Annotated in this window: 16 protein-coding genes; 8 read left to right on the top strand and 8 right to left on the bottom strand. The window is 63.3% G+C overall.

What is annotated here, in order from left to right; translation table 11 throughout:
- Window positions 1-894, bottom strand: coding sequence for a transporter substrate-binding domain-containing protein (locus CJ177_RS11240; RefSeq protein WP_095867756.1), 894 nt, complete (start codon window positions 892-894; stop codon window positions 1-3).
- 932 nt (window positions 895-1,826) lie between these two features.
- Here CJ177_RS11240 and CJ177_RS11235 point away from each other — a divergent pair.
- The 3 genes from CJ177_RS11235 (at window position 1,827) to istB (ending at window position 6,001) form a co-directional block, all read left to right on the top strand.
- Window positions 1,827-2,723, top strand: a complete 897-nt coding sequence (locus tag CJ177_RS11235) for an alpha/beta fold hydrolase (protein ID WP_095867755.1) — start codon at window positions 1,827-1,829, stop codon at window positions 2,721-2,723.
- 1,074 nt (window positions 2,724-3,797) lie between these two features.
- On the top strand, window positions 3,798-5,162 hold the full coding sequence (locus tag CJ177_RS11225; protein WP_005245521.1) for a DDE-type integrase/transposase/recombinase: 1,365 nt from the start codon (window positions 3,798-3,800) through the stop codon (window positions 5,160-5,162).
- On the top strand, window positions 5,159-6,001 hold the full coding sequence (istB, locus tag CJ177_RS11220; RefSeq protein WP_005245523.1) for an IS21-like element helper ATPase IstB: 843 nt from the start codon (window positions 5,159-5,161) through the stop codon (window positions 5,999-6,001). Before CJ177_RS11225 ends, istB begins: the two co-directional genes overlap by 4 nt.
- Before the next feature lie 7 nt (window positions 6,002-6,008).
- On the opposite strand, the gene CJ177_RS49365 is transcribed toward istB, so the two are convergent.
- The 6 genes from CJ177_RS49365 to CJ177_RS11190 form a co-directional block, all read right to left on the bottom strand.
- On the bottom strand, window positions 6,009-6,497 hold the full coding sequence (locus CJ177_RS49365) for an alpha/beta fold hydrolase (protein ID WP_095868202.1): 489 nt from the start codon (window positions 6,495-6,497) through the stop codon (window positions 6,009-6,011).
- 236 nt (window positions 6,498-6,733) lie between these two features.
- Window positions 6,734-7,159, bottom strand: a complete 426-nt coding sequence (locus tag CJ177_RS11210) for a heme-binding protein (protein WP_061045662.1) — start codon at window positions 7,157-7,159, stop codon at window positions 6,734-6,736.
- Window positions 7,160-7,474: 315 nt separating this feature from the next.
- Complete coding sequence (locus CJ177_RS11205) at window positions 7,475-8,134, bottom strand: 3,4-dihydroxy-2-butanone-4-phosphate synthase (RefSeq protein ID WP_095867753.1); 660 nt, start codon at window positions 8,132-8,134, stop codon at window positions 7,475-7,477.
- On the bottom strand, window positions 8,131-8,628 hold the full coding sequence (locus tag CJ177_RS11200) for a flavin reductase family protein (RefSeq protein ID WP_005250333.1): 498 nt from the start codon (window positions 8,626-8,628) through the stop codon (window positions 8,131-8,133). The genes CJ177_RS11205 and CJ177_RS11200 overlap by 4 nt, the downstream gene beginning before the upstream one ends.
- Before the next feature lie 257 nt (window positions 8,629-8,885).
- A complete protein-coding gene (locus CJ177_RS11195; protein WP_005250332.1) occupies window positions 8,886-10,187 on the bottom strand; it encodes an LLM class flavin-dependent oxidoreductase in 1,302 nt (433 codons plus the stop codon).
- A gap of 100 nt (window positions 10,188-10,287) precedes the next feature.
- A complete protein-coding gene (locus tag CJ177_RS11190) occupies window positions 10,288-11,625 on the bottom strand; it encodes an MFS transporter (protein ID WP_005250331.1) in 1,338 nt (445 codons plus the stop codon).
- A gap of 385 nt (window positions 11,626-12,010) precedes the next feature.
- Between CJ177_RS11190 and CJ177_RS11185 the strand changes: the two genes are divergently transcribed.
- Entirely contained in the window at window positions 12,011-13,180 is a 1,170-nt protein-coding gene (locus CJ177_RS11185; protein ID WP_095867752.1) for an XdhC family protein, read from the top strand.
- Between the two features lie 307 nt (window positions 13,181-13,487).
- Here the strand turns inward: CJ177_RS11185 and moaA are convergent, their stop codons facing one another.
- Complete coding sequence (gene moaA, locus CJ177_RS11180) at window positions 13,488-14,540, bottom strand: GTP 3',8-cyclase MoaA (protein WP_095867751.1); 1,053 nt, start codon at window positions 14,538-14,540, stop codon at window positions 13,488-13,490.
- A gap of 694 nt (window positions 14,541-15,234) precedes the next feature.
- On the opposite strand from moaA, the gene CJ177_RS11170 reads away from it, so the two are divergent.
- From CJ177_RS11170 to CJ177_RS11155, 4 genes are all read left to right on the top strand, one after another.
- Window positions 15,235-16,572: an MFS transporter gene (locus CJ177_RS11170; protein WP_005250331.1), complete on the top strand. Its 1,338-nt coding sequence runs from the start codon at window positions 15,235-15,237 to the stop codon at window positions 16,570-16,572.
- Window positions 16,573-16,675: 103 nt separating this feature from the next.
- Window positions 16,676-18,148, top strand: a complete 1,473-nt coding sequence (gene leuC, locus CJ177_RS11165) for a 3-isopropylmalate dehydratase large subunit (protein ID WP_095867750.1) — start codon at window positions 16,676-16,678, stop codon at window positions 18,146-18,148.
- Between the two features lie 14 nt (window positions 18,149-18,162).
- On the top strand, window positions 18,163-18,753 hold the full coding sequence (gene leuD / locus CJ177_RS11160) for a 3-isopropylmalate dehydratase small subunit (RefSeq protein WP_005250326.1): 591 nt from the start codon (window positions 18,163-18,165) through the stop codon (window positions 18,751-18,753).
- Between the two features lie 116 nt (window positions 18,754-18,869).
- Window positions 18,870-20,489, top strand: a complete 1,620-nt coding sequence (locus CJ177_RS11155; RefSeq protein ID WP_061045003.1) for an AMP-binding protein — start codon at window positions 18,870-18,872, stop codon at window positions 20,487-20,489.
- Window positions 20,490-20,673: the final 184 nt, after the last annotated feature.

Below are 20,673 nucleotides of genomic sequence, written 5' to 3'. Positions count from 1 at the left end.
TCAGCAGTCCGCCGTCTCGGTGTTGATGCGAATCGGGGTCAGAGCCACATCGCCCGCTCCGTACCGCCCCATGATGTCCGCCCAGGTCCCATCCTCGATCAGCGCCGAAACCGCCTCGCACACAGCGTTGATCATGACGTGATTGTCCTTCTTGTACAGCCAACCGGTGTACACATCCGGGCCCTCGATGACCTCGTCGAGGGCTTCGAAGTCGTCATTCGTCTTGACGAGTTCCGCCGCCATGATGACGTCGATAAGCGTGGCGTCGGTCCGCCCGTTGGTAATCGTGACCAGGTTGTCCGCGGGGTTGACCAGATCCAAGATCTCAATCGCCGGTTTGCCAGCAGCGATGCAGTCCTCGGACAGCCGGCTGACAATGTCGTGCTGAACGCTCACCGGTGCTTCGCCGAGCGTCGCCCCACACAGGTTGGTTGCATCGATAGATGCTGGGTTTCCCGCGGCCGTCACGACTTTGAAACCTGCGGTGTACAGGTCAGTGAAGCTGACCACCTCTCGGCGTTCCTCCGTGTCGGCCATGACGCCGATCATGACGTCGTTTCGTCCGCTCACAACAGAGGGAATCATGGCTTCGAACTTCATCGAATGAAACTTCGGGGTGACCCCCAACTTCTGTGCGACAGCCCTCAACAGGTCAGGCTCCAGACCTCCCGGCTCCCCATCGGTGCCAACCGTGGTGTACGGCGGGTAAGGCACGTACACGGCGACATCGAGCGCGCCCTTGGCCTCGACGCTCTCCGGGAGGGCAATGGAGGACCCGTTGGTGTCTGCTCCCGCCGAACTTTGGCTGTCAGAACCGCCGCCCGCGCATGATGCCAGAGCGACGAGGCTCAATGCCCCGACAACCGTAGTGACTGACTTGGTGATGTGCTTCACGGATTTCCTTTCGAATTGGAATACAACGAAGCTTCAGACGACCTGCACGCCGATGTGCGGGGCCCGACCCCCGTACTGCGTGTGCGCAGACGAGGTTGCGCGGCCTGGCCGGTTGTCGCCGGCTCACGAATGCTGAACTGGCCTGTTGAAACGATCGGTCGGCGTACTTGAACCGCAAGTGCATTTCGCCGTTTGCGAAGCGCTCGCCCGAACGCCCCTGTCAGCAGTAAGAAGGCGATTCCCGCTGCCTGACAACCCATCCGAGGAGCCGGTGCCGAGCCAGCGCTCGGGTTGTCGCCACCCTCTACGACAATAATACGAACACAGACGATCCACGGTGGCAAGGGTTCAAACAAATCCGTGGAGAATTTTTCCTGTTTGAAACACGCGAAGAAGCCCCCACAACCCGATCACTCCGGGCGTGAATCGCGAAGTCTCGGCGGTGCCCAACTTACTGCGTGGCCGCCCAGGGCACGCCCCGGCGGAGCCAGTAGCAAGCCGACGAATCCTCTCGGCCGCCCTTCCGTCCATGAACTGCAGGCGCCGTGTTCAGACCTCGGTGGGTGTCCAAGATATGTTTTTGCGCAATCTATTTCGAGAAGCCCAGCGACGGCGACACCGCGATCAATCGGCCTGAGGTGCCACCGCACGGCCAGGTGCAGGTTCGGTCTCCGTCACGTCCGCCGCCATCCCACGAGGGCCGGCGCGCCGGGTGCCGGCAGCTGAGCGGGCGACCAGCCCCGGCCTGGCACCCGAACACCTAGTCCCCGCTTCGAACGACTTGGCGACGGGTTTGTCCGCCCGCAGCTCTTGCGCCAGGGAGATAGTCTGTGTTCGTATTACCGGCGAGCCGGAGGTGCCTCGCGTGACAATCGAAGTGACTCCTAGTTTGGTCGGCGACGGGATAACAACCGAACCGGCAGAACAGGCGCATGCGAGGCAAGGAGACCGTAGTCCACGTGACAAAGGAGAACGCACTCGTGCCTGAGATCCCCGCGGCCCATTCCTATCGGACCTCTGAGGCTCACATCTCGTACCGAGACCTCGGGTCGGGGCCCACCCTCCTGCTCCTTCACGGAGGAGCTCCAGGGGAAACGGGATGGGACAGCTTTGCTGCCTGCATCGAGGTTCTGCGGGCCAGGTTCAGAGTAATCGTTCCGGACCAACCCGGTTTCGGACAGTCTCATCTCGTCGAGGACAGCGGACTCCCTTATAACGCCATCTCCGCGAAGGCCATGGCCGAACTGCTCAGCCATCTCGATATCGGGCGGGTTTACGTGTCGGGAAACTCGCTGGGCGGGGGCGTCGCGCTGCGAATGGCGCTCGAGTATCCGGATCTCGTAGACCGCATCGTCCTCATAGCTCCATTCGTTCGCGGATTCTGCCCGCAATTTCTTGCGCCTCCTTCAGAGGGGGCAGCGCTTCTTCACGACTATTACCCCCACCCGTCGCCAAACAAGATGCGGCACTTGCTCACCCGGCTGGTGGCCGACGTGAGCACGGTTCCCCACCTCGACACGGCTGTCGCCTCGCGGTACGAAGGCACGCTGAGGCCCGGGATCGAGGCGGCAAGCCAACGCCTTGCCAGCGGCGGCTGGGTTGAGGATTACGAGCGCCGAACCCCAGCTCAGTGGATCGGCACCATCGACAAGATGACACTCGTCCTTTGGGGGCGTGACGACAGGTTCTGTCCGACCGACGACGCATTTCACTACTTGTCTGCGCTTCGGCGGTCCGAATTGCTCGTGTTTCCGGAAACGGGCCACTGGCTACAGCAAGAACGAAGCACGGAATTCGCCAGTTACGTGACCGCCTTTCTTACTCGCTAGCACCGTACGAGCACCCCCACGCCAGATGCGTCGCAGTGGAGGAGGCAGAGGGCGAACATGACCGCTTCAGCAAGGTCGCCGAGCCGGCGCGCTGCCGCGAGACAGCCCGTCCACCCGGATTGCGAAACCAGGGTTGCGCAGTCGTCGCACGCCAAGGAACTCCGCGGGCAAGGCCACAGTCATCTATTCGGCCTAGGTCTTCTTTCTGAAGGCAGACCTTCCGACCCAGGGGGTGGATATATATCCGACGGACCGTGCTTGTCCTCGTTGCCCGTTGCCTAGTTGCGGAACCCCTGAACGAAACGGAGTCGGACCGAACCACGGCCCGAGAAGGGCTCCCGAGGTGGGCGACCGCCGGTCCGATACCGCGCTCTGCCGTCCCCGCAACACCGTCGAGCGTGGTTTGAACCGACTCGAACACCGGCGCGGTGCTCAACCCGCTACGACAAGTACGCCATCACCAACCTCGGCGGAGTACTCCTCGCCTCAACGATCACAACCCCACCGACTGCACAATTAGCAGACAGAACTCAGCCACGCATCGACACGCTGTGCGATTTCCTCAGACCCCATCTCGATGATGAAGTTGTGCCCATGGCCCGACAGTCCCCAGTCCGTGGCAAGTCGGGTAATCGGTACCCCTAACGCTGTCGACGTCTCCTCCGCCCTCGCCTCTGGTATGAGCTGATCTTGGTCCGCGACAAGTAGGAGCACGGGGATCTGACTCCCCCAACCTGGCGCGACAGCGGGATCTGTTTTCAGATCCATATTCAGCCCGAGGGATGCGTTGAAGATTCGGGGGGTCAACGGCACGAGTGATGATCGATAGTTGCCAATCGCCTGCTGTGGAAAGCACTCGCTGTTGGCGAACAGCGAACGAACCATCTCATCCGTGAAGACCACACATTGGTCCAGGGGAGCTGGATCCCAGCCTGCTGACGGCGCTCGCTGAAAATGCTCAGTTCTGCTTACCGAAAGTGCTCACCCGTGTGGCTCCGCCGATGAGGGCGGGTCTCCCTCGATGCTGGTGGTCTCTGACCACACACCAGCGATTCGAAGGAGACCCGCAATCTCATGCTGACATGGGAGGAAGACGTGGAAGTACACGCACTGCACAAACAGGGTTGGACGATCTCGGCGATCGCCCGCCACACCGGCCGCAACCGCCGCACCATCCGCAACTACATCAACGGTGTCACCACCCCCGGTATCCGCAAACCCGCACGTGAGGACCCCTTCGAACCGTTCGTCGAGTACGTCACCTGCCGGCTGCGGGAGGACCCGCACCTGTGGGCCCGCACCCTGTGCGACGAGCTCGAGGATCTCGGCTACCGGTTGTCGTATCCGACGCTGACCCGACAGATCCGCGACCGCAAACTCCGCCCGGTGTGCGAGGCCTGCGCGAACGCCACCGACCGGGCGAACGCGATGATCGACCATCCGCCCGGCGAGGAAACTCAGTGGGACTGGGTCGATCTGCCGAATCCACCCGCCTCCTGGGGCTGGGGCGGGATGGCGCACCTGCTGGTCGGCTCCCTGGCGCATTCGGGGCGCTGGCGCGGGATCCTGGCACCGGCGATGACCCAACCGCACCTCGTCGACGGCCTCGACCGGGTCAGCCGCAAGCTCGACGGCGTGACGAGGGTGTGGCGGTTCGATCGGATGGCCACCGTCTGCCATCCCGAGTCGGGCCGGGTGACCGCGAGCTTCGCCGGCGTCGCGAAGCACTACGGCGTCTCGGTGGCGATCTGCCCACCCAAATCCGGGAACCGCAAAGGTGTGGTCGAGAAGGCCAATCATACTGCCGCGCAACGATGGTGGCGCACCCTTCCGGACGACGTCACCGTCGAACAGGCCCAACAACGCGTGGACGAATTCTGCCGGCTGCGGGGCGACACCCGGATGCGGGCCACCGCCAATGGCAAGGCATCGGTGGCGACGGTGGCGGCCGCCGAACCGTTGACCGTGCTGCCGGCCACGCCGTATCCGGCGATCCTCACCGAACCCCGGACCGCATCGCGGCAGGCGCTGGTGTCCTACCGCGGCAACCGGTACTCGGTGCCCCCGGAGCTGGCGTCGGCGCAGGTCACCGTCACCCAAGTCCTCGGATCGGAGGTGATCGACATCGTCACCACCGCGCAGATCACCATCGCCCGCCACCGCCTCGCCCCGGACGGCGCCGGGGTGATCGTCCGCGACCACGGCCATGTCTACGCGCTCGAGCAAGTGGCCATGGCCGCCGCCGGGTCCGCCGGGCGCCCGCACCGCCGGAAAGAACGGATCCCACCCGGACCCGCCGCGATCGAGGCCGCGGACGTGTTGCGCCGCACCACCACCACAACATCGAGTGCGGTCGAACCCTCGGCTGCAACGGCCTCGACGGTCATCGACCTGTCCACCTACGAGCGGGCCGCCCGCGGAAGGAACACCCTCGCATGACCACCACCCCGATCCCCGATGCGGTGCCGGCGCCGAACACCGCCGAGGCGGCCAGCCTCTACCAACGCCTGCGCGGCCATCTGGCGGTACTCAAACTCCACGACGCCGCCGAAGCCCTGCCCGCGGTCCTCGACCGCGCGCAACAAACCAACCTGTCGATGACCGCCACCCTGGAGGAGTTGCTCTCGATCGAGGTCGACGCTACCGAGGCCCGCCGACTCGCCGGACGATTGCGGTTTGCGTGCCTGCCGACACCAGCGTCGCTCGAGGACTTCGACTTCGACGCCGCCGCGGGCCTCGACCGGAAGCTGATCGCCGAGCTCGGGACCTGCCGCTACCTCGAAACCGCGACGAACCTCCTGCTCATCGGCCCGCCGGGGGTCGGCAAGACACACCTCGCGGTCGGGCTGGCGCGGGCCGCGGTGCACGCCGGCTACCGCACCTACTTCACCACCGCCGCGGACCTCGCCGCCCGCTGCCACCGGGCCGCGATCGAGGGCCGGTGGGCGACGACGATGCGGTTCTTCGCCGGCCCCACCCTGCTGGTCGTCGATGAACTGGGCTATCTCCCGTTGCCCGGCGAGGCGGCGTCGGCGCTGTTTCAGGTTGTCACGCAACGGTATTTGAAGACCTCGATCATCATGACGACAAACCGCAGTGTCGGCGAGTGGGGTCAGGTCCTCGGTGACACCACCGTCGCCGCGGCCATGCTCGACCGGCTCCTGCACCGGTCCGTGGTGCTCAACCTGGACGGGGACTCCTACCGCCTTCGGGATCATCACGCCCGCTCCGAAAACCTCCGCAAAGCCACCACCACACCCCGCCAACCGCTACAGTAATCACCGCTCACAGGTGGGCACATTCACCGAGCAAGTCTGAGCACTTTCGCCGAGCGTCGTCACCTGCGACAGGGCTCTCCACGGAGGCCGGGGCAAGCGCTGCGATGGCACGAATCTTGCCTGGGTGACGCTCGGCCACTTTCAGAGACAATGCGGCGCCGATGCTGTGCCCGACCAACACGACCGGGCCTGTCTGTTCCAAAAGTGCGATGAGGCCGTCGACAACGTCGTTGGCGGAAACTGCGACGTTGTCCAGTGTGAGGCCGCTCGAGCGCCCGGTTCCCGGCCAGTCGACTACGAAGACGTCCCACCCAAACGCAGCGAACCTGAGTGCCCAGCCCGCGCGACCATCGGGAGTCGTCGTCCACGCGGTCCCGGTGTGGAAGCCGCCATGGACCATGACGAGCGGGCCCCTTGACACCTTGGCTCCCGGAGACGGACGCCAGTGCTGTACGTAGACCTGATGCGGGACTTGCCCAACGAAGCGCTCCGACATCGATACCACAACGTCGTCGTCAGTGGTGATCTGGTCCAACTTGCACCTCCGAATGTCCAGGTAGTCAAATAGTCGAACTGCCGCCGCAGATCAGGCGTGTGGCAACAGTGAAGGATCGTCATTGTATGTCCGCCGCCACCAGTGCCGCGCGGGGCAGACGCGTCCTACCGCCGGCCGTGTTGGCAGGAATCGGATGCTCGCTGGTTCGCCACTGACAGGCGTCGGATGGCGACCGATCAAGGTTGGGGGACCAGACCTGCGGCCTCAATGCCTGCTACTGCGACGGCCTCGTCGTTGTCGGAGGTGTCCCCGGAAACTCCGACGGCACCCACTAGGGACCCCTCGGTCTCACGTACGAGAACGCCGCCAGGGACAGGCACCAGCGAACCACCGATTGCGGCGGTTGCCGCGGCAATAAAGTATGGCTGCTGCTCTGCCCTGCCCATGAGCGAACGGGAGCCGATCCCGAGTGCAAGTGCTCCGTGGGCCTTGCCGAACGCGATGTCAAATCTCTTGTTCGAAGCCCCGTCCTCGCGTTCAGCTGCCAGCACGTGCCCCCCTGCGTCGAGGACAACAATTGTGAGCGGCTCGAACCCTTTGTCGCTGGCACATGTTCGAGCCGCCTCGATGATTCTTCTCGCCGTGACGAGGTCAATGGTCATGCGTTTCTCCATCACTATTCTGTCGCATTGTCACATTCGCGCGGCCAGGGACTTGTGTCGTATTCGGCGGAGTCATCACTGGTGTGCACAGCACCGAGGAAAACGAATCACGGAATGATCCCGTCACGCTGTACGAAGTATTCTTGGATATCGATCAAGCCAACTGGCCTCACAGCGCCTTGGAGCCGCTGGCTCGGCTTCCTGATACCGATTGAAAATGCCGCTGCATCGCCTTTCGGAGTGGCGGCCCCCGAGCTGGAGGCGGTACACGTGCGGCCGGCAAAGTCGAACAAGACATCTCGTGCAAGGGGGGCATTACGGGAAGAGGTGTGCGGGGACGGCGCGGTTCTCCAATCTCGCTGCACCACGGGCCCCTCGATGGGCATACTCCGCCCGGGGATACGTGAGCAGCTCGGCGATGTCCAGAACAGGGAGGGTGTGTTTGGCTGCGAGGTCTTCGATTCCGGCCCGCGGCAGCACGTGACCCTGGTCGGCTACGAGCGTGGCCAGTACGGCGACCTGGGGCAGTCCGGCTAGTGTGCACAGATCGACGGCAGCTTCCGGATGCGTGAGGCGTTCGAACACGCCGCCCGAGTGGGTGCATAGCGGTAGCACGTGGCCCGGCCGAACCAAGTCGGCGGGGCTTGTGCAGGGAGCCGCCAACGTGCGGAACGTGCGGGCGCGATCCACGGCACTGATCCCGGTGGTTACTCCGTGCCGGGCGTCCACGCTCACGGTGTATTGGTCGTCGAGGGTAACTTGGTTGCGCGGCACCATCGGAGGAAGGTCGAGCTCGTCGGCTCGAGCTTCTGACATCGGCGCGCAGAGCAGGCCAGAGGTGTGCCGCACAGTCCATGCAACCCACTTCATGTCTACCCCGTGTGCGGCCAGGACTACGGCGCCGGCACCGGTCGAATCAACAGTGAACACCGGTCGTCCCTCCCGTAGTGAGGCCAGCGCCGCATCGACTCTCATGCTGATTCCTGTTGGATCCGGTGAAGACCACTGCGGTGAAACACGATCGGTGCGACGTTGGGCTGAAGACTCAGATCGTTGATGCGCAGCACGATGATCGTATGGTCGCCTGCTGGAAGTTCCTGCTCGACCGAGGTGTTCAACCACACACTGGCTCCCTCGATGAAGACGGCGCCGCCCTCATGTGTCTGAGTGGTCAACCCCTCGAATCGGTCTCCGATCTTCGCTGACAGTGATCGCACCGCCCCATCGTGTGTCTCCCCGAGAATGCTGATTCCAATGCGCGGCGATTCTTGTAGTCGTGGCCACGTCGCCGAGGTGTTCTGCGGGCAGACAGCAACTAGCGGAGGGTCCAGCGACACCGAGACAAAGCTACTCGCCGCCATACCGATCCGTTCACCACCGATCTCCGCACACACCGCAACCACTCCACTCGGGTATTGGCCGAACGCCTCTCGAAGGGTTGGCCCGTCCAGGGCCGACTGCGCGATCATGCGTGCTCCCTCCCGGAGGATTTCCGGATAGCGTCGCCTGTCATCACGGTCGTTTCCATGTATATGTACCTCACGTTTCCGAGTCGGGTCCACCGTCGGTGTAGTTGCGCCCCCAAGGGAAGGGGCGCACCTGATGGAGGAGGAGGTCGTGGTCACGCGCGTGCTGTGGGCACGGGGCGTGGGGGTCACCGGAGCCACCCGATGTTGGTGGTGGGTGGTGAAAGCGAACCAACTTTCACCACCGCCAGCGGGGCGAATCAGCTGAGAAGGTTCCCGCGGAGAGTGGACGCACTGTACTCCTTGCGGAACACTCCGCGGCGTTGAAGCTCGGGCACGACCGAGCGGCAGAACTGTTCATGCGAGCCGGGGAAGGTTGTCGGCATGATAACGAACCCGTCGCACGCGCCCGATTCGAACAGGTCCTGGAGTTCATCGGCGACGCTTTCTGGCGTACCGACCAATGAACCTCCGCGCGAGCGCTTTGCAGCTGCCTCCGCCAGTGTGACCCCACTCTTCTCTGCGAACTGGTTGAGCTCGTCAGTCCTGCCCCGGGTGCCCTGGTTTCCTCGAACGTTGCTGACTTCTTCGAGGGTCTGATGCTTGCTCAGGTCGGCACCGACCGATAGCGACGCATACGCCAGGTCATACTCGCTGTGCTGCAGACTATCCAGGTAATCGGCACGTTCGCGAGCGATCGAGTCGGTCTCACCCAGGATCGGTGTCACTCCGGGAAGGATCTTGCATGAGATTGGATCTCGACCGGCCTCCACGACCTGGCGTTTCATATCTTCGTAGAAGGCAACCATCTCCGCTCGACCGCCTGGTCGAGTGAAGACGACTTCCGCCCATCGAGCCGCGAACTCCCGTCCCCGATCAGAACTACCTGCCTGCATAATGACCGGATGTCCTTGAGGGCTGCGTGGTGTCGGGAGCGGACCGCGCGACTTCACCCACTTGCCTTGATAATCGGCGTAGTGAACCTTGTCTGTATCTCCGAAAACTCCGCGACGCTTGTCGAAAATGAACGGATCGTCGTCCCACGTGTTCCACAGAGCGCTACATGCCTCCAGTACCTCGTCCGCCCGGTCGTAGCGCTCACCATGCGGAGGCAATCCGTCGAGCCCGGCGTTGGCTGCCTCGAGTTCGCTGGTGGATGTTACGACATTCCAAGCCACACGCCCCTTGCTCAACATGTCGATCGAGGCTAGGGAGCGCGCGATATGGAATGCGTTGTGGAAGCTGGTCGAGATTGTCACGCCCAGACCAAGCCGCGTCGTAACTCGCGCCATGATCGGAAGAACCGTCAGAGGATCGAGATAGCTGTTCTGTCCGCCCGAGCGAATAAACATCTCGAGTCCCTTGTAGGTGTCGGCCACACCGAAAAGGTCGGCGAAGAATGCGCCGTCGAACTTCGCTGCCTCTAATGTCTGGGCCATGTGTTCGTAACGGACCGGATCGAAAATGTCGTCCAAAGTCGCCTCGGGGTGCCGCCATCCACCCGAGTGCAACGCAGTCGGGCCAGTCTTCAGGTATCCGATCAAATTCATCATGCGAGTCATGATCTATCCCTCTTCTGTTGCAATCGTTTGTCTTCTGATCAATTCTGACTTCAGCAGCACAGTGAATGTGCACGTCGGCCGGCTGCCGGGGTGGTTTGTGTCATGCGTCGCTGAGGTCGACGGTGCGGTTGTCGCCGATCCGGTATGCGCAGATGGCGCTGAGTGTGCAGAATGCTGCGAGCATGATCGAGACACCGATCGGTCCGATTCCGCCGGGGGCGACGAAGATCGAGGCGAGCAGTGGGCCGATGCCACCGCCGATGAGGCCGGCGAACTGGTACGCGACGCCGGCGCCGGTGTAGCGGAATTTGGTCGGGAAGAGCTCGGAAAGCAGGGTGGCGGAGGTTCCTGTCGCTGCCGAGTTGAGTATCGCCATTCCGATGATGAAGGTGGCCAGGATGATCAGCGGGGACCCCGACCCGACCATCGGGAACATGACGAACGCGAACACGGCGTAGCCGACCGCGGCGGGGATGAAGATCTGGCGCCGGCCGACCTTGTCGGAGATGAACGAGAAGAACGGGATGGTGAAGATCATGATGACCAGCGAGACGTTGAGCAGGGTCAGCAGGGTCGACCGGTGCAGACCGTAGTGCGTGGCGGCGTACGAGATCAGGAAGGTCGACACGATCGCCTGGGACATGAAGGTGCCCGAGACGGTGCCGATGCCGAGCAGAACCTTGCCGGGTCGTTCACGGAAGACCTCGATGAGCGGGATGGGCGGCTTCTCCGTTGCCTCGGAACTGTGCTGTTCGGATTCGAAGACCGGGCTTTCCTCGACCCGCAGCCGCACGTACAGACCGACGCCGACGACGACGACCGAGAAGAGGAACGGCAACCGCCATCCCCAGGTCAGGAAGGCCTCGTCGTCCAGGTTGTTCAGCAACGCGAACGCCCCGTAGGCCAGCAGCACTCCGGCTCCCGATCCCAAACTTGCCGCTCCGCCGAAGAATCCGCGTGACTTCTTGGGAGCGTGCTCGACGGCCATCAACACCGCGCCGCCCCACTCACCGCCCACGGCGATACCCTGGATGAGGCGGAGGGTGACCAGCAGGATCGGTGCGAGTGCGCCGATCTGCGCCGAGGACGGCAGGCATCCGATCAAGAAGGTGCTCAGCCCCATCAGAATCATCGTCCACAACAGCGTCGACTTGCGGCCCACCCGGTCCCCGAAGTGACCGAAGATGATCCCGCCGAGCGGTCGAGCCGCGTACCCGATCGCGAGAATCGCGAACGAGAGGATCGTCCCGAGCGACTCGGACGTCGACTCGAAGAAGACCTGCCCGAACACCAGGCTCGCCGCCACCCCGAACACGATGAAGTCGTAGAACTCGACCGTCGTGCCGATCAGGCTGGCGAAATACACGCGTCTGAGTTGCCGTCGATTCCCGACGGCGTCCTCAGCCCTCGGGTGGGCCATATCTCGAGTGTCGGTCATGACTGCCTCTCCTTCACCACGAACGCGGTCGACGCGAATCGGATCGCCAGGGGCGAGCTGCAGTGAGCCGCTCGACTCACGCGTGGCATACGTGGCGGGTGCCTGTGAATTGATGGAGATAATACGAACACAGATGAAGTCTCCGCGCAAGGGTGCGACACCAGTTGTTAACACAAGCCCCAGAAAGTCGGAGATGCCTGGTAGTTGGCATCGAATGCCTCTCGGCAGATGATGCGAGGCATTGGCAAATATCCGGAAGACGTCAAATTTCGTCCGTCATTGGACGAGTATGGCTCGATCGAGGCATCATGTACCGCAAGGTGCTCGACGAGGCGTGCCGCAGCCAGGCAGTACTCAGCCAACAGACACCCGAGGAGAACAAACGATGCGCGACATCTTGGCCGGGCTGACAGCCTGGTACGACCGCGACGTGCCGTTCGCGCTCGCCACCATAGTGCGCACTTGGAAGTCGTCACCCCGCGCGCCCGGCGCGGCCATGGCGGTATCGCAATCGGGCGAAGTGATCGGCAGTGTTTCTGGCGGCTGTGTGGAGGGCGCCCTGTACGAGACAGCCCTAGAGGTGCTCGCCGACGGACGCAGTCGGACAGACGTATTTCGTGTCACCGACGATGACGCGTTCGGTGTCGGCCTGACCTGCGGTGGAACCATCGAGGTCTTTGTCCAGCGCGTCGATCGTACGAGTTTTCCGCAATTCGTCGAACTCGCAGATCGAATCCGTGAGGGAAACCCGGTGGCGGTTGTCACCGACACAAGCGCCGAATATCCCACCCGCCACTGCGTGCTATCTCGTCATGAGCAGTTCGGCGATCTATCCATCGCTCGTGACGACGTTGCAGATGTAAAGCGCGGCCTGGATTCGGGAGACTCCGCTGTATACGTAGTCGAGGTGCCGGGAAGGGCGAATTCGACCCGCACACTTATGGTGGAGGTCTTCGTACCTCTGCCTCGAATGTATATTTTCGGAGCCATCGACTTCGCCGCCGCCCTCTGTAGGCTCGGAGCATTCGCGGGTTATCACGTAACTGTCATCGATGCCCGACCGGTGTTCGCAACCCCAGCCAGATTCCCGGATGCTGACGACATCGTGGTGATGTGGCCGCACAAATTCCTCGAATCTGCGCCCATTGACCGGCGGACCGTAATCGCAGTGCTCACCCACGATGAGAAGTTCGATCTCCCTCTCCTCGAGCGTGCCCTCCGCTCGCACGCCGCGTACATCGGTGCGATGGGAAGTCGGCCTACCCATGAGCGCCGCGTCAAGGCATTGCGGGAGCGTGGACTCTCCACCGCCGACCTTGCACGCCTACATTCGCCGATCGGGCTCGACTTGGGCGCGCAGACACCCGAGGAAACCGCAGTGTCGATTCTCGCCGAAATGATGAAGACCATTCGTGGAAGTACCGGTGGAGAACTCCGATTACTCTCGGGCCCGATCCACCGACCGTCGATCGCTGTCGGCGCAGGACCCCGCGAGCACACGGTGTGCACCCTACCCGGGGGTCCCGACGAGCCGATCGAATGTAATCTGCAGTAGTACTCCGCTTTTCGATTCAATATCCGAATTCAATCAAGACGGGCGGGTGACCGCGAACATCGCTGGTGTCGCCAGACACTCCGGTGTCTCAGTATCTATCAATCCACCCACCGAGGACCCGGGATCCGCCAGGGTGTGGTGGAAATACCAATCTCACTGCGGCCCGATGAAGGTAGCGACACCTAGCCCGCCGCCGACCCGATCGACGGCCTCCTACCGCAGTCCTGGAAGCCGAAGAATCCTGATCCGGAGTTCGACCTCCGCAACGTGCCGGACGGAACCCGATTCCGTTGCCGCAGAATCCGTGTCAGCCACCGATCGCTCCCATACTCCGCAGGGGCGGAACGAACCCAGCGGCGTCGATGCCGTGCCCCGCCGACTTGTTCCACATAGCCCCACGCCACAAGTGCGCCAACTCCTCGTCGTCCGCGCCGGACCGCAACGCACCGCGTAGATCGATCTCGGAGTCGCTGAACAGGCACGACCGAACGGTCCCCTCGGCGGTGAGCCGAGTGCGATCACAGTCGGCGCAGAACGACCGCGTGACCGACGCGATGATCCCCACCGTCGCGGCGCCTCCGTCCACCCGCCACTGGACCGCCGGGGCGGACGGGTCGTCCCGCCCGATCTCATCGAGATCGAAGCGCGCACCAAGCACCGACAACAGACACTCGGCCGGCACCATGCTCCCCCGCGCCCATTCGTGGTCGGCGTCGAGCGGCATCTCCTCGATGAAGCGCAGCGCGACGCCCTCGTCGAGGCACCACTGCAACAGATCCGGCGCTCCGCTCAGCGTCTCCGGCATGAGGACCGCGTTGACCTTCACCGGGGCGAGCCCGACTGCGACGGCGGCGCGGATCCCGGCGAGCACCGAGGGCAGCCGATCCCGCCGGGTCAACGACGCGAAGTGGTCACGGTCGATGGTGTCGAGGGAGACGTTGATCCGGGTCAGGCCGGCGTCGGCGAGCCTGCGCACCCGGTGCTCGAGCCCGACCGCGTTCGTCGTCATCGCCAGCGGAATGCCCGGCACCTTCTCTGCGCACCCGCCGATAATGTGCTCGAGGTCCGCGCGCATGAGCGGCTCACCACCGGTGAACCGCACCTCACGCACCCCGAGTCGATGCACGGCGATCTCGACCAACCGGACGATCTCACCTGCGGTGAGCAACCGCTCCGCCGGGATCGCGGGCAGGCCCGCCTCGGGCATACAGTACGTGCACCGCAGCGAGCACTTCTCCGTGATCGACACCCGTAGGTCCCTGGCCACCCTGGCGAAACGATCAACGAGGTGCGCGACGTCCGGGCGCCCTTCGAGTGAGGCCGACCGCACAGACGGAATCCCCATCTCCACTGCCGTCATCGCGCCGCCCTTTCCGTATATCAATCCAGTAAGCCGAGTCGGTACGCCGACGGCGGTCCCAATGACCGCCGATGCCACCGGACCGCCCTGCCTGCAAAGGAACTGGTTACCGCCCCAAGGCAGCTGCCCTTGTCCGGACCGACGACCTGCCCGAGGCCGACTCCTCGCGACCGCACGGATCGCTGGCATCCCGTGAGCGAAGAGAACCCGGAGTCCGCAACCATGAGTAAGGGTAGTTGGTTTCAGCACTCGAGTACGGCGCACTTCCGGACGCGGAACGGTTATTGCGCACGTGTTGCGAAGACGTAGCGGCCGCGACCGGACTCCCGGTGCCTGCCAGGACATTCAGCAGCTCGGCGATGTAGGTGCGGACAGTACCACCGGTGATCGCCCGTAAACCACATTTTTGTTTGACTACTGATGATTCGCTTCTCCACCCCGAGGCTGCCGATCGCAGTCGAGCTCGACATGCCAGTACACATGGCGGCTTGAACTGCTGTTATGTGAATTCCCGAAGTCGGTGTTGACAACTGGTGTCGCACCCTTGCGCGGAGACTTCATCTGTGTTCGTATTATCTCCATCAATTCACAGGCACCCGCCACGTATGCCACGCGTGAGTCGAGCGGCTCACTGCAGCTCGCCCCTGGCGATCCGATTCGCGTCGACCGCGTTCGTGGTGAAGGAGAGGCAGTCATGACCGACACTCGAGATATGGCCCACCCGAGGGCTGAGGACGCCGTCGGGAATCGACGGCAACTCAGACGCGTGTATTTCGCCAGCCTGATCGGCACGACGGTCGAGTTCTACGACTTCATCGTGTTCGGGGTGGCGGCGAGCCTGGTGTTCGGGCAGGTCTTCTTCGAGTCGACGTCCGAGTCGCTCGGGACGATCCTCTCGTTCGCGATTCTCGCGATCGGGTACGCGGCTCGACCGCTCGGCGGGATCATCTTCGGTCACTTCGGGGACCGGGTGGGCCGCAAGTCGACGCTGTTGTGGACGATGATTCTGATGGGGCTGAGCACCTTCTTGATCGGATGCCTGCCGTCCTCGGCGCAGATCGGCGCACTCGCACCGATCCTGCTGGTCACCCTCCGCCTCATCCAGGGTATCGCCGTGGGCGGTGAGTGGGGCGGCGCGGTGTTGATGGCCGTCGAGCACGCTCCCAAGAAGTCACGCGGATTCTTCGGCGGAGCGGCAAGTTTGGGATCGGGAGCCGGAGTGCTGCTGGCCTACGGGGCGTTCGCGTTGCTGAACAACCTGGACGACGAGGCCTTCCTGACCTGGGGATGGCGGTTGCCGTTCCTCTTCTCGGTCGTCGTCGTCGGCGTCGGTCTGTACGTGCGGCTGCGGGTCGAGGAAAGCCCGGTCTTCGAATCCGAACAGCACAGTTCCGAGGCAACGGAGAAGCCGCCCATCCCGCTCATCGAGGTCTTCCGTGAACGACCCGGCAAGGTTCTGCTCGGCATCGGCACCGTCTCGGGCACCTTCATGTCCCAGGCGATCGTGTCGACCTTCCTGATCTCGTACGCCGCCACGCACTACGGTCTGCACCGGTCGACCCTGCTGACCCTGCTCAACGTCTCGCTGGTCATCATGATCTTCACCATCCCGTTCTTCTCGTTCATCTCCGACAAGGTCGGCCGGCGCCAGATCTTCATCCCCGCCGCGGTCGGCTACGCCGTGTTCGCGTTCGTCATGTTCCCGATGGTCGGGTCGGGGTCCCCGCTGATCATCCTGGCCACCTTCATCATCGGAATGGCGATACTCAACTCGGCAGCGACAGGAACCTCCGCCACCCTGCTTTCCGAGCTCTTCCCGACCAAATTCCGCTACACCGGCGCCGGCGTCGCGTACCAGTTCGCCGGCCTCATCGGCGGTGGCATCGGCCCACTGCTCGCCTCGATCTTCGTCGCCCCCGGCGGAATCGGACCGATCGGTGTCTCGATCATGCTCGCAGCATTCTGCACACTCAGCGCCATCTGCGCATACCGGATCGGCGACAACCGCACCGTCGACCTCAGCGACGCATGACACCCCGCGCTAACCCGGTAGCGCTCCCCCGCTCGCTTCCGATCGCTCTGTCGACGCGTTCCGGAGAAGGTATTCACTGGCGATCCCTGAAAGGTGACCGAGAATGAAACAGCCCACGTCGACGAGTGGTTCCGGTCGAACACTTGCAGAAAAGGTCTGGTCACGGCACGTGGTTCGCCCGGGGCCCGGTCAAGAACCAGACCTCCTGTACATCGATCTCCATCTCGTGCACGAGGTCACCAGCCCGCAAGCGTTCGAAGGCCTTCGCCTCGCCGGTCGCACGGTTCGACGACCCGACCTCACGATTGCCACTGAGGATCACAACGTTCCCACTGTCGACATCCTTGCTCCGATCGCCGACCCGATCTCCGCGACACAGATTGCCACGCTGCGCCGTAACTGTGAGGAGTTCGGCATCAAACTGTTCTCGATGGGACACGAGGGGCAGGGCATCGTGCACGTCATCGGTCCACAACTCGGACTCACTCATCCGGGAACTACCGTGGTCTGTGGCGACTCACACACCTCCACGCACGGTGCCTTCGGCGCACTCGCCTTCGGCATTGGGACGTCGGAGGTCGAACACGTCCTCGCTACCCAGACCCTGTCGATCCGGCCCTTCAAGACCATGGCCGTCGAGATCGAAGGAGAATTGCCTCCCGGCGTGACCAGCAAAGACGTCATCCTCGCCGTCATCGCTCGGATCGGTACCGGCGGCGGTGCCGGATACGTCCTCGAATACCGGGGTGAGGCGGTGAGGAAGATGTCGATGGAAGCGCGGATGACAATGTGCAACATGACTATCGAGGCGGGCGGTCGAGCGGGGATGGTTGCACCCGATGACACCACTTTCGCATACCTTCGCGGCCGCCGTTACGCGCCGAGCGGCCACGAATGGGATCGGGCAGTCGAGACGTGGCGGGAGCTACACACCGACGACGACGCCGAATTCGACCAAGTCGTCTACATCGACGCGTCCTCGTTGACGCCGTTCGTCACCTGGGGCACCAACCCCGCGCAGGGCCTTCCACTCGAATCTGCCGTACCCGATCCAGCGACCATCACGGACGAGCGTGAAGCAACCTCGGCCCGCAAGGCCCTCGACTACATGGGTCTATCGCCAGGGACCCCGTTGCGCGACATCGGTATCGACGTCGTCTTCATCGGATCCTGCACCAACGCCCGGATCGAGGATCTGCGTGCCGCCGCGTCGGTGCTCTCCGGCCGACGTATCGCCGACTCCGTCAGGATGCTCGTTGTTCCAGGATCAATGTCGGTCAAAGCCCAGGCCGAACGGGAAGGCCTCGATCGGGTGTTCACCGAGGCGGGCGCGGAATGGCGTGCGGCCGGCTGTTCGATGTGTCTCGGCATGAACCCTGACCAGCTTTCACCAGGACAGCGCAGCGCATCCACGTCCAACCGAAATTTCGAGGGGCGCCAGGGCAGGTCTGCCCGCACCCACCTGGTCTCACCGCTCGTGGCCGCCGCAACTGCGGTGCGCGGAACGCTTTCCTCGCCGACGGACCTCGTCCCCGTGAACCACGCCGAAACTCACCGACCGATCCGCGTCGGATAGGTCCAGGAGACAAGATGCACGCCTTCACCACCCACACCGGAGTCGGAACACCACTCCGCGCGTCCGATGTCGACACCGACCAAATTCTCCCCGGTGAATATCTGAAGAGAGTCACCCGAACCGGATTCGAGGACGCGTTATTCGCCACCTGGCGATCGGACCCCGGATTCATCCTCAACGTCGAGCCCTTCTCTCGCGGTAGCGTGCTTGTCGCCGGTCCCGACTTCGGAACCGGATCGTCCCGCGAACATGCGGTGTGGGCACTGATGGACTATGGGTTTCGAGTCGTGATCGCGTCCCGCTTCGGTGAAATCTTCAAGGGAAACGCATCAAAGGTGGGGCTCCTTGCCGCGACTGTCGAACAGGCTGACGTCGAACTGCTGTGGAGCAGGCTCGAGCACAGTCCGGGTATGGAACTGACGGTCGATCTTGGTGCGCGCCTGATCACTACGAATGATCTGACTGTGCCGTTCACCATCGACGACTACACCCGGTGGCGTTTGATCGAGGGCCTCGACGACATAGGATTGACTCTTCGACACGAGTTCGACATCGCCACGTTCGAGGCGAGCCGATCGACCTACACACCCGCAATCCGGCGGTGATCATTCTGCACGGCATCAGGTGCCGAACTCCCCGCAGTAGAGCTGATCCAGCTGCGGACACCGTTTTGATTTAACAGACGGATACTTGCCGGACCCCCCACTTCGAAGGATCAATCATGTCTGGGCTTGATACGCCTCTCACCCCACTTCGTTTCCTCGCTCGGGCCGCGGAGGTACACCCGAACAAGACCGCAGTGATCGACGGCGATCGCACATGGACGTACGCCGAATTCGCGGCCGATGTCACCCAACTCGCGCACGCCCTGCGCGCCTCGGGAATCCGTGTCGGCGACCGGGTGGCCTATCTTGCATCCAACAGCGCCGAAATGCTGTTCGCCCATTTCGCCGTTCCGCTGACCGGCGGCATCCTCGTCGCGATCAACACCCGGCTGTCCGCCGAGGAGATCACCTACATCTGCGATCACTCCGAGGCCAGGATCCTCATCGGTGACGCCGCACTTCTACGGGGGCTCGGCGAACACCCGAATCTCGCCACCGTCGCAGAGATCGTCGAAACCCCCAGCCAGGACGGCACCTACGAGCAGGTGCCCGGCACCACCAGCTATACGGGGCTGTTGACCCGCGGCCACGGCGAAGCCATCGCATGGGAAGTGGACGACGAGACCCGCACCATCGCGATCAACTACACCTCCGGCACCACCGGCCGCCCCAAGGGTGTCATGTATACCCACCGCGGCGCCTACCTCAATGCGCTCGGCGAGCTGCATCACCAGCGATTCGCGCTCGATACCAAGTACCTGTGGACCCTGCCGATGTTCCACTGCAACGGCTGGTGCTCGGCCTGGGCCGTCACGGCAGCGGCGGGCACCCACGTCTGCCTGCGTGCGGTCCGCGGCGACGCGATCTGGACCCTGATCGACACCGAGCACATCAATCACCTGGCAGGCGCACCCACCGTGCTCTCGCTGCTGGCGTCCGCACCACAAGCGCACCCACTCGCGAGCCCGTTGCTGATCGTCACCGCCGGCGCACCGCCGAGCCCCACGACAATCGATGAAATCCGTTCCCTCGGAGCCACGTTAGTGCACGTCTACGGTCTCACCGAGACGTACGGACCGTACTCGGTCTGTGAGGAAAAGCCCGAATGGGCCGACCTCGACCCCGGGAAGCAATCCCGTCTACTGGCCCGGCAAGGAGTCGGCTTCCTCACGGCGGACCACCTGCGGGTGGTCCGCGAGAAGCTGGCCGATGACGGCAGCCTCACCGATGTGGACTCCGATGGCGTCGAGATGGGCGAAATCGTCATGCGCGGCAACAACGTCATGAAGGGTTACTACCGCGACCCCGCCGGCACCGCTACTGCCTTCAGCGGTGGATGGTTCCACTCCGGTGACCTCGGGGTCATGCACCCCGACGGATACGTGCAGCTACTCGACCGCGCCAAGGACGTCGTGATCTCGGGCGGAGAGAACATCTCCACCATCGAGGTCGAACAAGCGCTGATGAGTCATCCCGCCGTCGCCGACGTAGCTGTCATCGGGGTTCCCGACGAGAAATGGGGAGAACGGCCCAAAGCGTTCGTCGTCCTCAACCCTGGTACCGCCGGCAGCACCGAAGAACTCGTTGCCCACGTCAAAACCAGGATCGCCTCGTACAAGGCTCCCCGTTCGGTCGAATTCCTCGTCGAACTACCCAAAACCTCCACAGGCAAGACCCGTAAGAACGAACTTCGCGACTCCGAATGGAAGGATGCCGAAAGTCATATCCAAGGCTGAAACAAGCAAATCGCCACGACCGAATACCCAAGACAGAGGAAACCGAGAAGTGCGCCGTTGGCGTGATCGACAATGCTCCGCAACTCGTGCCGCCGCCCAAGCTCGGGGCAAAGTTCGACACCGACCACTGTCCCGTGTCCAGCGTGGACCGACGACGAAGGGCACGCCCAGCAAGTGACCGAGT

It is taken from the genome of Rhodococcus sp. ACPA1, from assembly GCF_002300195.1.
GTDB lineage: Bacteria > Actinomycetota > Actinomycetes > Mycobacteriales > Mycobacteriaceae > Rhodococcus_F > Rhodococcus_F opacus.
This window is presented reverse-complemented; position numbering and strand designations above follow the sequence as displayed.